Annotated in this window: 7 protein-coding genes, 2 tRNA genes and 2 rRNA genes (1 of these 11 only partly in view); all 11 read right to left on the bottom strand. The window is 40.4% G+C overall.

What is annotated here, in order from left to right:
* Positions 1 to 619, bottom strand: a 23S ribosomal RNA gene (locus ACWNMY_RS11145); it reaches 2,315 nt to the left of the window's first position.
* Positions 620 to 851: 232 nt separating this feature from the next.
* Positions 852 to 927, bottom strand: a tRNA-Ala gene (locus ACWNMY_RS11140).
* Positions 928 to 943: 16 nt separating this feature from the next.
* Positions 944 to 1,020 (bottom strand) — tRNA-Ile (locus ACWNMY_RS11135).
* A gap of 95 nt (positions 1,021 to 1,115) precedes the next feature.
* Positions 1,116 to 2,665 (bottom strand): 16S ribosomal RNA (locus tag ACWNMY_RS11130).
* Together the 16S and 23S rRNA genes with 2 tRNA genes alongside form the textbook arrangement of a ribosomal RNA operon.
* Positions 2,666 to 2,920: 255 nt before the next feature.
* Positions 2,921 to 3,979: an HD-GYP domain-containing protein gene (locus tag ACWNMY_RS11125; protein ID WP_449538442.1), complete on the bottom strand. Its 1,059-nt coding sequence runs from the start codon at positions 3,977 to 3,979 to the stop codon at positions 2,921 to 2,923.
* Positions 3,980 to 4,137: 158 nt separating this feature from the next.
* A complete protein-coding gene (gene gyrA, locus ACWNMY_RS11120; protein WP_449538290.1) occupies positions 4,138 to 6,693 on the bottom strand; it encodes a DNA gyrase subunit A in 2,556 nt (851 codons plus the stop codon).
* Between the two features lie 225 nt (positions 6,694 to 6,918).
* Positions 6,919 to 8,841 (bottom strand): DNA topoisomerase (ATP-hydrolyzing) subunit B, encoded by a 1,923-nt coding sequence (gene gyrB / locus ACWNMY_RS11115; protein WP_449538441.1) that lies wholly within the window; start codon positions 8,839 to 8,841, stop codon positions 6,919 to 6,921.
* 238 nt (positions 8,842 to 9,079) lie between these two features.
* On the bottom strand, positions 9,080 to 9,331 hold the full coding sequence (gene remB, locus ACWNMY_RS11110; protein ID WP_449538440.1) for an extracellular matrix regulator RemB: 252 nt from the start codon (positions 9,329 to 9,331) through the stop codon (positions 9,080 to 9,082).
* Positions 9,332 to 9,354: 23 nt separating this feature from the next.
* Complete coding sequence (gene recF / locus ACWNMY_RS11105) at positions 9,355 to 10,473, bottom strand: DNA replication/repair protein RecF (RefSeq protein ID WP_449538289.1); 1,119 nt, start codon at positions 10,471 to 10,473, stop codon at positions 9,355 to 9,357.
* A 77-nt stretch (positions 10,474 to 10,550) separates the two neighbouring features.
* Positions 10,551 to 10,769, bottom strand: a complete 219-nt coding sequence (gene yaaA / locus ACWNMY_RS11100; protein WP_449538288.1) for a S4 domain-containing protein YaaA — start codon at positions 10,767 to 10,769, stop codon at positions 10,551 to 10,553.
* Positions 10,770 to 10,867: 98 nt separating this feature from the next.
* Positions 10,868 to 12,007, bottom strand: a complete 1,140-nt coding sequence (dnaN, locus tag ACWNMY_RS11095; RefSeq protein WP_449538287.1) for a DNA polymerase III subunit beta — start codon at positions 12,005 to 12,007, stop codon at positions 10,868 to 10,870.
* Between the last annotated feature and the right edge of the window lie 154 nt (positions 12,008 to 12,161).

Genomic DNA, 12,161 nt, shown 5'->3' with positions numbered 1-12,161 from the left:
TCTACAAAAGGCACGCCATCACACATAAATGTGCTTTGACTACTTGTAGGCACACGGTTTCAGGTTCTATTTCACTCCCCTTCCGGGGTGCTTTTCACCTTTCCCTCACGGTACTGGTTCACTATCGGTCACTAGGGAGTATTTAGCCTTGGGAGATGGTCCTCCCAGCTTCCGACGGGATTTCTCGTGTCCCGCCGTACTCAGGATCCACTCAAGAGAGAACGAAGTTTCGACTACAGGGTTGTTACCTTCTCTGACGGACCTTTCCAGGTCGCTTCGTCTACTTCGCTCTTTTGTAACTCCGTATAGAGTGTCCTACAACCCCAAGAGGCAAGCCTCTTGGTTTGGGCTATCTTCCGTTTCGCTCGCCGCTACTCAGGAAATCGCGTTTGCTTTCTCTTCCTCCGGGTACTAAGATGTTTCAGTTCCCCGGGTCTACCTTCTCATACCCTATGAATTCAGGTATGGATACTACCCCATTACGGGCAGTGGGTTTCCCCATTCGGAAATCTTCGGATCAATGCTTACTTACAGCTCCCCGAAGCATATCGGTGTTAGTACCGTCCTTCATCGGCTCCTAGTGCCAAGGCATCCACCGTGCGCCCTTCATAACTTAACCTATTCGGCTTTGATAAGCGTCGAATCTCTTCGTCAGCTTCGTTCTTCCGGTACTCACGTAGCGAAAACTACGCTCCGTTCCTCCAGAACTTTGCTTCCTCGACCTTCTCGCTTCTCATGCGCCTAAAGTTTAAAGAACTTACATGTTACTTCAATGAATGTTTTGTTACGTTATCTAGTTTTCAAGGAACAAAATAACTGATTCCAATCAATTTATGATTTCATCAGTTTAGTGGTGGAGCCTAGCGGGATCGAACCGCTGACCTCCTGCGTGCAAGGCAGGCGCTCTCCCAGCTGAGCTAAGGCCCCAAATTATTTAAATGAATGGTGGGCCTAAATGGACTCGAACCATCGACCTCACGCTTATCAGGCGTGCGCTCTAACCAGCTGAGCTATAGGCCCATTCACACATATAAGAGAACAAAGTAGCTCTCTCAAAACTAAACATAATACAGAGGCGTCTTTTTATGAAGTTCGTAGAACTTCAGTTTCCTTAGAAAGGAGGTGATCCAGCCGCACCTTCCGATACGGCTACCTTGTTACGACTTCACCCCAATCATCTGTCCCACCTTAGGCGGCTGGCTCCTTACGGTTACCCCACCGACTTCGGGTGTTACAAACTCTCGTGGTGTGACGGGCGGTGTGTACAAGGCCCGGGAACGTATTCACCGCGGCATGCTGATCCGCGATTACTAGCGATTCCGGCTTCATGCAGGCGAGTTGCAGCCTGCAATCCGAACTGAGAATGGTTTTATGGGATTTGCTTAACCTCGCGGTTTCGCTGCCCTTTGTACCATCCATTGTAGCACGTGTGTAGCCCAGGTCATAAGGGGCATGATGATTTGACGTCATCCCCACCTTCCTCCGGTTTGTCACCGGCAGTCACCTTAGAGTGCCCAACTGAATGCTGGCAACTAAGATCAAGGGTTGCGCTCGTTGCGGGACTTAACCCAACATCTCACGACACGAGCTGACGACAACCATGCACCACCTGTCACCATGTCCCCGAAGGGAAAGCCCTATCTCTAGAGTTGTCATGGGATGTCAAGACCTGGTAAGGTTCTTCGCGTTGCTTCGAATTAAACCACATGCTCCACCGCTTGTGCGGGCCCCCGTCAATTCCTTTGAGTTTCAGTCTTGCGACCGTACTCCCCAGGCGGAGTGCTTAATGCGTTTGCTGCAGCACTAAAGGGCGGAAACCCTCTAACACTTAGCACTCATCGTTTACGGCGTGGACTACCAGGGTATCTAATCCTGTTCGCTCCCCACGCTTTCGCGCCTCAGCGTCAGTTACAGACCAGAGAGCCGCCTTCGCCACTGGTGTTCCTCCACATCTCTACGCATTTCACCGCTACACGTGGAATTCCGCTCTCCTCTTCTGCACTCAAGTCCCCCAGTTTCCAATGACCCTCCACGGTTGAGCCGTGGGCTTTCACATCAGACTTAAAGGACCGCCTGCGCGCGCTTTACGCCCAATAATTCCGGATAACGCTTGCCACCTACGTATTACCGCGGCTGCTGGCACGTAGTTAGCCGTGGCTTTCTGGTTAGGTACCGTCAAGGTACCGCCCTATTCGAACGGTACTTGTTCTTCCCTAACAACAGAGCTTTACGACCCGAAGGCCTTCATCGCTCACGCGGCGTTGCTCCGTCAGACTTTCGTCCATTGCGGAAGATTCCCTACTGCTGCCTCCCGTAGGAGTCTGGGCCGTGTCTCAGTCCCAGTGTGGCCGATCACCCTCTCAGGTCGGCTACGCATCGTCGCCTTGGTGAGCCGTTACCTCACCAACTAGCTAATGCGCCGCGGGTCCATCTGTAAGTGATAGCTAAAAGCCATCTTTTAATATAAGACCATGTGGTCTTATATGTTATCCGGTATTAGCTCCGGTTTCCCGAAGTTATCCCAGTCTTACAGGCAGGTTACCCACGTGTTACTCACCCGTCCGCCGCTAATCTTTGGGAGCAAGCTCCCAAAGATCCGCTCGACTTGCATGTATTAGGCACGCCGCCAGCGTTCATCCTGAGCCAGGATCAAACTCTCCAATAAGAGTATTGATTGCTCAATAATTTGTTACTTAGAATTAAAACGTTGACGCTTGTATTATGTTTAGTTTTCAAAGAACTTTTTGCGTCACCTTGAAGCGACTTTATTAATATATCATAATATAATATTCGGAGTCAATTACTTTTTTAAAATAATACGTAAAGAAGTAAAAAACTAAATATAAGTAGCGAAAGCCTCTCATATCAACTCTGATAAGTTGTCTTTTCATACTAAAAGTAACCCCCTAGTCGAGAGTTACTACAAAATTTCTTCTATAAATACTTCACGATAGTTTTTTAAATCCATAAATTCATTTTCTTTTATTTTCAGTAAAGGTCTTGTCGGTTGGTTGTGATCAATAAATATAATTTCTCCGACAACTCCTGTTGAAATCTTAACCTTCGTCCCAATTGATATATTTCCTACTCCATTTATTAATGCTTCAACTATTTTAATATCCAGTTTCCCAAATGATTCCCTTTTCATTTCTTCTAGTACCTTAAAAGGGGATTGTCTGTTGCTATAAGGTCGTTCCGATGTCATAGCTAAGTATACATCAGCTACTGCTACAATCTTCCCGAATGGGTGTAGTCTCTCTCCTGAGGTGCCTAACACATACCCAGACCCATCTATGCGTTCATGATGCTGAAATACGGCAAGTTTAACGCTGTTTTTAAGTAACGAGATTTTCTCTAACATTCTGTAACTATATAACGGATGCCTTTTTACCTCATTGTATTCTTGTAATGTCAAAGAAGAGCTTTTCACTAGTATTTTGGGATCAATCTTAGACATGCCACAATCACTCAGTAAGCCCGCTATTGCTAACTGATTGCAATCTGCTAAGCTAAATTGGAGTTTTTTGCCAAGATATCCTGATAGTAGGCCAACTGACACAGAGTGATGATAGATATAGTCTTCACGGTTAGAATACCTGTATAGCGAAAATAGCTCATTTGGTTGCTGCAGGACCCTCTTAAAGAGGGGAATGATAACCTGACGTACTTTTCCAACATCTATAAGAGTTCCGGCCTGCCAACTCTGAAACAATTGTTTATATTCTTTTACAGATATCAGATAGTCTTCAACTAAAGAGCTTTCATCCTTTACAATTTCAACTTCTTTTATCTGTTCAGCAGGTGTAAAAGGTTCACCGTTAATTAAGAATGACTCAACCTGTACTTCTTGAACTAAAAATTGCTGTAACACTTGTAAATGTTGATTTGCTAATACTGTTTTTTTAGGAATAATTGGTTTATTCGTCAAGGAAAAAATATCACTTGATAGGATACACCCTTCCTGTAACTGGTTCGTCATCACTCGCACTTAAATCCGACCTCAACTTTCGCTCTATCAAATACGCCTTGGCGGTTTCAACCACTGCTAGTTAAAAATTTATAATAGCATTATTTTACCAAAAAAAGAGAAATACTGCACCTGCAGTATTTCTCTTTTCCTCTTTATACAGAAAACAGTTACTCTGTTTCCTCTTGATCATCAGACTGATCACCAGTTTCTTCATCTGATTCTACAGTAGTTTCAGTAGTTTCAGTGGCTTCAGTTTCTAATTCATCCATTTCTTCATCATCTTCTTCGACTTCTTTTTCAACAATTGCTACTGTTGCAACATGTTCGTGTTCACTCTCATCTAATCGGATTAGTTTTACCCCTTGGGTTGTACGTCCAATTTGTGAGATATCACTAATTGCCATACGGATCAATACTCCTGCAGCAGTAATAAGCATTAAATCATTTTCAATTGTCACAGCCTTAACTGCAATTACCTTACCATTCTTTTCGGTAATATTAACAGTTTTTAGGCCCTTACCTCCGCGACTTTGAATACGATATTCTGATGCCGGTGTACGTTTTCCATATCCTTTTTCAGTAACGATAAGGACATCTAAGTCGTCCTCAAGAATTTCCATTCCTACTACTTCATCGTCTTCAGATAGATTAATTCCTTTGACACCTGCAGCTGTTCGTCCCATTGAACGTACATCTGACTCTGGGAAGCGAATTAGCATTCCTTCCTTCGTACCGATGATAATATCCTTTGATCCATCCGTAAGACGAACTGAAATAAGTTCGTCACCTTCATGAAGGCCAACAGCAATTAAGCCGCCTTTGCGAATATTAGCAAAGGATGAAAGTGGAGTTCGTTTTGATATACCCTTCCTTGTTGTGAAGAATAAGAACCAATCATCTACAAGCTCAGATACAGGTATTATGGCATTGATCCATTCCCCTTTATCAATTTCTAATAGATTAATGATTGGTATTCCCTTCGCTGTTCTACTAAATTCAGGAATTTCATACCCTTTTAAGCGATATACTTTTCCTTTATTTGTGAAGAACAGAATCGTATCGTGGGTGGATGTTGATAATAATTGCTCAACGAAATCATCTTCATTAGTTCCCATCCCTTGAATACCACGACCACCACGTTTTTGACTTCGGTATGTTGAAGCTGGAAGACGCTTGATATAGCCCTTATTAGTAAGGGTGATAATGATATTTTCTCTTGGGATTAGATCTTCATCTTCAATCATTTCAAATCCAGCTGCTAGAATTTCTGTACGTCTATTGTCATTAAAACGTTCTTTAACTTCTAGCAACTCTTCACGGATAATTTCTAAAACCTTTTGTTCGTCTGCTAAAATTGCTTTTAATTCAGCAATTAGGGCAACAAGGTCTTGATATTCAGCCTCAATTTTATCGCGTTCCAAGCCTGTTAAACGTTGTAGACGCATATCAAGGATTGCTTGAGCTTGCTTTTCAGAAAGATTAAATCTTGTCATTAAGCCTTCGCGAGCGATATCCGTATTTTGAGAACCACGAATTAATGCGATAATCTCATCGATATGGTCTAACGCAATACGTAGACCTTCTAGAATATGAGCCCTTGCTTCTGCTTTTCGTAGTTCAAATGCAGTTCTACGTTTGATGACAACAACTTGATGTTCAAGGTAATACTGTAGGCATTGTTTCAGATTAAGAACCCTTGGGTGTCCATCAACAAGAGCCAGCAAGTTAACTCCAAATGTTGTCTGTAAAGCAGTATGTTTGTATAGGTTATTTAAGAGGACGTTCGCATTCGCATCTTTTCTAACCTCCATGACAATTCTCATTCCGGTACGGTCGGATTCATCACGTAGGTCAGTAATGCCCTCAATTTTTTTATCTCGTACTAATTCCGCTATTTTTTCAATTAATTTAGCTTTATTCACTTGGTAAGGAAGTTCAGTCACTAGAATGACCTCTTTACCATTTTTCATTTGCTCAATTTCTACTTTTGCTCGTACAGTAATAGAACCTTTTCCTGTTTCATACGCTTTTCGAATCCCACTTCTTCCTAAAATTTGTCCAGCAGTAGGGAAATCTGGGCCAGGAATAATGTCCATTAACTCGGCAATCGTAATCTCTGGGTCTTTACTTACAGCTAGTACACCATCGATAATTTCACCTAATTGGTGTGGAGGGATATTTGTTGCCATACCTACGGCAATACCCGCTGCTCCGTTTACCAATAGATTTGGGAATCTCGCAGGGAGAACTGCTGGTTCTTTTTCTGAACCATCATAGTTATCCTGGTAGTCAATTGTGTCCTTATTAATATCACGCAGGAGCTCCATAGATATTTTGGACATACGTGCTTCCGTATAACGCATAGCCGCTGCTGCGTCACCATCGACAGACCCGAAGTTTCCATGACCATCAATGAGCATATAGCGGTAGTTGAAATCCTGTGCCATACGAACCATCGTATCATACACAGCGGAGTCACCGTGTGGATGGTATTTACCGATAACTTCACCAACGATACGCGCAGACTTCTTATACGCCTTATCCGATGTCATTCCTAAGTCATTCATAGCATAAAGAATTCGGCGATGCACTGGTTTTAAACCATCGCGTACGTCTGGAAGGGCACGTGAAACAATAACACTCATTGCATAGTCAAGAAACGACGTTTTCATCTCTTGGCTTATATTGATTTCTTTAACATGCGTATTTTGACTTTCAGACATAAAAATTAACACTCCCTTATCAGGGGTATAAATAAATCAGTTTCTTATTTTTACCCATTCAATTATCTAAGTAAAGACAGGATAGCATAACACTATCCTGCGTAAATTCAATCAAATGCACCTTTGTATCTTGCGAACAATCATTTGAACCCACTGATGAGTCAAAATGACGGTGCTAAAGGTCATAACGTTACTTCAGTAAGGGTGTAGACCCCATTGAATAAGTTATACATCCAAGTTTTTCACATATTGTGCATTTTCTTCGATGAAGTTACGTCGTGGTTCAACTTTGTCACCCATCAACATTTCAAAAGTTTCATCTGCATCAATTGCATCCTGAAGAGTAACCTGAAGCATCGTACGATTACTAGGGTCCATTGTTGTTTCCCAAAGTTGCTCTGGATTCATCTCTCCTAATCCTTTGTAACGTTGGATTCCTGGTTTTGGATTACTAGGTAATTCACTTAAATATCTTTCAAGTTCTCGGTCATCATACGCATATTCGATGCGTTTTCCTTGTTGAATCTTGTATAAAGGTGGTTGAGCGATATAGACAAAGCCACTTTCAATGATTTGTCGCATAAAACGATAAAAGAACGTCAATAATAAAGTCCGTATATGTGCACCATCCACATCAGCATCTGTCATGATTACAACTTTATGGTACCGAGCCTTAGTTATGTCAAAGTCTTCACCAATTCCAGTCCCTAATGCGGTAATCATGGATCGCACTTCATTATTGGATAAAATTCTATCCAATCTTGCCTTTTCAACGTTAAGAATTTTTCCTCTTAGAGGCAAGATAGCTTGGAAATGGCGATCTCGACCTTGTTTAGCTGAACCACCAGCTGAATCACCTTCAACGATATAAAGTTCACTAATAGAAGGATCCTTTGATGAGCAATCAGCAAGTTTACCTGGTAGACTTGATACTTCTAATGCGCTCTTTCTTCTTGTTAATTCACGGGCTTTCTTTGCAGCCATTCGTGCTCTGGCAGCCATTGTACCTTTTTCTACAATTTTCCGAGCAACAGAAGGATTCTCTAGTAAAAATGATTCTAGTTTCTCAGAAAAAATAGATTCGGTAACTGTTCTTGCTTCACTATTTCCTAATTTCGTTTTTGTTTGACCCTCAAATTGTGGATCCGGGTGCTTGACCGAAATAATAGCTGTTAATCCTTCACGAACATCATCGCCAGTTAAATTAGCATCATTATCTTTGAATATATTATTTCTGCGTGCATAATCATTAATAATTCGTGTTAATGCCGTCTTAAAACCAGATTCGTGAGTTCCACCTTCGTAGGTGTGTATATTATTGGCGAAAGAATAGATACTGCTTGTATAGCTATCGTTATACTGTAGAGCAATTTCTATTGCAATTCCGTCTTTTTCGCCTTCAACAAAAACAGGCTCCTCATGAATCACTTCTTTTGTACGGTTAAGGTGCTCAACGTAAGACTTAATACCACCTTCATAATGGTATTCTTTCCGTTTGTTTTCTTCACGTTTGTCTTCAATTGTTATTTTTACACCTCTAGTCAAAAAGGCAAGTTCACGTAAGCGAGTTGCTAGAGTGTCAAAATCATATTCAAGTGTTTCCGTAAAAATTTCACCATCTGGTTTAAAATGAGTGATCGTACCTGTATGGTCTGTTTCGCCAACTACCTGTAGTTCCGAAACAACGGCACCACGTTCAAAAGCAATATAGTGAATTTTCCCATCACGATGTACGTGTACCTCAAGGTTTGTGGAGAGAGCATTAACGACCGATGCACCAACCCCGTGCAAACCACCTGAAACCTTATAGCCACCGCCATCAAATTTACCACCAGCATGCAGAACAGTCATGATAACTTCAACAGCTGGACGACCCATCTTTTCATGGATACCTACTGGAATACCACGTCCATTATCCTTTACGGTAATACTATTATCTTCTTCGATAATTACATTAATCTCTGAACAGTGTCCCGCTAAGGCTTCATCAATACTGTTATCAACTATTTCCCATACTAAATGGTGTAAACCTTTGCCAGAAGTAGAACCAATATACATACCAGGTCTTTTTCTTACGGCTTCTAGCCCTTCTAAGACCTGAATCTGACTCTCATCATATTCCTGTTGTTGCAATTCTTTCTCTTCCATTGCCACAAATATCACCTACACTATATAGTCAAATACGCCTTGGCATATTTGCGCCTAGCATTTTTAGACCCACAGATGTGGGTCACAAAGACGTAACCACAGAGTGGCGTTCTTAGTCTTCGTTGCTATCTTCCAAGAAATTTCTTTGAAAAAGGTAAGCATCCGCCGAAGGCATTAACTTTATTCAGGCAAGAGCCTTACACTTATACTTAGTAACCATAGAGCTTTACTGAAAAAGTTATATTTCTTCTAAAATTGTTTCAAAATCCGATACATATTGTGATCGTTTTTTTAATGTACTAGATGATAGAGGTGAAAAATACACCTTATCAACCGTTACTACGACCGACTTTGTTTTCCCATTTGACAATTCTACCACTCTGTCTTTTTGAACATCCAAGAACTCATTGACAATAGAGGATGATTTTAAAAGCTGTCGATCCAGTATCGTAATGACATCTGAAGAGCGAACCATTACATTATCTCCCAAATGTATGAACAATCTTCATCACCTCATTTAAGCTTTGATATGACTCCCGCAGACACTTCAAAGGTTGCTGCCTGCTTAAGTGTTTCATGATTTATTCCCTCAACGCTTGTTGTTGTAACAAAGGTTTGAACCTTACCCTGGATGGTATTTAACAAATGAGACTGTCTAAAATCGTCTAATTCTGAAAGAACATCATCTAATAAAAGAATGGGGTATTCCCCTATCTCTGAATGTATTAATTCTATTTCAGCTAACTTCAATGAGAGGGCAGTCGTACGTTGCTGACCTTGAGACCCAAATGTTTGAACATCTTTTCCATTCACAAAAAATGCCAGGTCATCACGATGTGGCCCCGCTAAAGTAACTCCTCTTTCAATTTCCCTCTCTCTTATTTTAGCAAACTTTTCATCATATACATCTACCATTTTCGACAAATCACCGGTTTCTAATACCTCAATAGAGGGTTTATATTCAATTTGGAGCGTTTCTATCCCTCTACTAATTCCATGATGGATAGGTTCTGCCCATTTTTGTAATAAAACCAGAAACTCGATTCGTTTTTTTACGATTTTTGTCGCAGCATGGGTGAGCTGTGATGTTAATACATCAAGCATGGTTTGATCTTTTTGCCTTTTTGTTTGCAGCTGTTTCAAATAATGGTTTCGTTGGTGAAGAATTTTCTGATATTGACTTAAGTCATGTAAATATACTGCCGATACCTGACCAATTTCCATATCAATAAATCGTCTACGAACTTGAGGACTTCCCTTTACAAGATTTAAGTCTTCTGGGGCAAACATGACCACGTTCATATTTCCAACATATTGGCTTAGCTTTTGCTGCTCTAAATGATTGCTTTTTGCCTTTTTACCTTTTTTAGAAACAACTAGCTGCAATGATAATGGGCCGTTCCTTTTTTGAACCCTACCCTCTATTTTAGCATATTCTTCATCCCAGCGAATCAAATCTTTATCATTTGATGTACGATGTGATTTTGCCATTGCTAAAACATAAAGGGATTCCATCACATTTGTCTTACCTTGAGCATTTTCTCCAAGTATGACATTTACTTTATCTTCAAACTGAATTGATAACTTCTCATAGTTCCGATAATTTGTTAGCTTTATTTCCTCAATGAACAAATGGCTCCACCCACTTTTAATCCGATTGCTCTTGGCCCCTTTTAATCGGCTAAGCCTCGAGCCGATGGTGCCTAGAACTAGACAATTGAAATAATAAACGTTCCAAAGCCAGGAATGTCTACCAAATCCTTATTCACTAGCTTTTTACCACGGCGATCTTCTAGCTCACCATTGACATAGACTTCATGTTCACTTAGAAACCATTTTGCCATTCCACCTGTTTGAATAATATCTGCAAGCTTCAAAAACTGACCTAATGTTATAAAGTCTGTCGAAATTTCAATTTTTTTTGCCATTTTTTCGCCTTCTTTCTTTTATTTTACTAAAGAAAACACAACTAGAAAAGAAAACTACTAGGTTTTTACGACCTAGTAGTGCTTGTTTCATTCAAGAATTAGTACGTACGTACCGGAAGAATCAAGTGGAAAACAGTTTCATCGTCAATTGCCTTGATGAAGAACGGTCTCATGGCTCCTGTAAAGCTAATTCGAATTTCAGTGCTCTCTAATGCTTTTAAAGCATCCATCATATATTTTGCACTAAAAGAAATCTTTAATTCTTCTCCTTCAATAGACTTACTTTGAATTTCTTCATTTACTTTTCCAATTTCAGGGGAGGTTGAGGAAATTTCAACAACTCCATCAGGTAACGTAGTAAATTTGACAACATTATTATTTGCTTCCTTCGCTAAAAGGGACGCACGATCAATTGATTGTAAAAATTCCTTCGTTGTTAAAATAACTTCTGTTTTGCTTTCTGTAGGAATCAATCTTGAAGTATCGGGGTAATTCCCATCCAATAGACGTGAAAAGAATAATAGATGTTTGGTTTTAAACAATACTTGATTTTCTGTGATCACAATATCTACTAGATCGGTTGTATCATCCAGGATTTTGCTTAATTCCGTCAAGCTCTTTCCAGGGATAACTGCATTAAAAGAATCTACCTGTTCTTCTGTTTGAATCGGTGCTGTTCTCATTGCTAGTCGATGACTATCTGTTGCTGTACAAGTTAGCTGATTATTTTCAACCTTCCAATTTACACCTGTAAGAATAGGACGAGTTTCGGAAGTTGAGACAGCAAATACAGTTTGACGAATCATATTTTTCAATAGGTCTGCAGGGATTTTAAATCCGTGATTTTCGTCAATTTGAGGTAATTGTGGATATTCGTCCGCATCAAGTCCATTAAGGTTGAACTCAGCCTTACCTGAACGGATAATCGTCAATAGATTCGAATGAACATCTATCTCGACTGTATCCTTAGGTAACTTTTTTACAATCTCACTAAAGAAACGTGCTTGTAAGACAATACTGCCTGTCTCTTTAATTTCGACAATTTCATCTCCTGCTTCTTCTGTTGGAATAAATGATTCAATTGATACATCAGAATCACTTCCAGTGAGTGTTACACCTTCTGTAGATGCGACAATTTTAATACCCGTTAAGATAGGGATAGTAGTTCGTGAAGATACAGCTTTCATTACATCTTGTACACTTTGGACGAGATGATCTCTTTGAATAATAAATTTCATCAAAAATCCTCCTAAGATAGTCTATTTTTGATTTCGCACGCATATATTTTTATTTATATATTTTTTTAAAGAATAAGAGAAGAAGTACTAGTAGGCCCTGTGGGTATGTGGATAACCCAGATAAAGCAAATGAAAACAGTCTATCCACATGTGG

It is taken from the genome of Ferdinandcohnia sp. Marseille-Q9671, assembly GCF_976954385.1.
The sequence above is the reverse complement of the archived record's forward strand: the minus strand, read 5'-3'. Positions and strand labels throughout refer to the sequence as shown.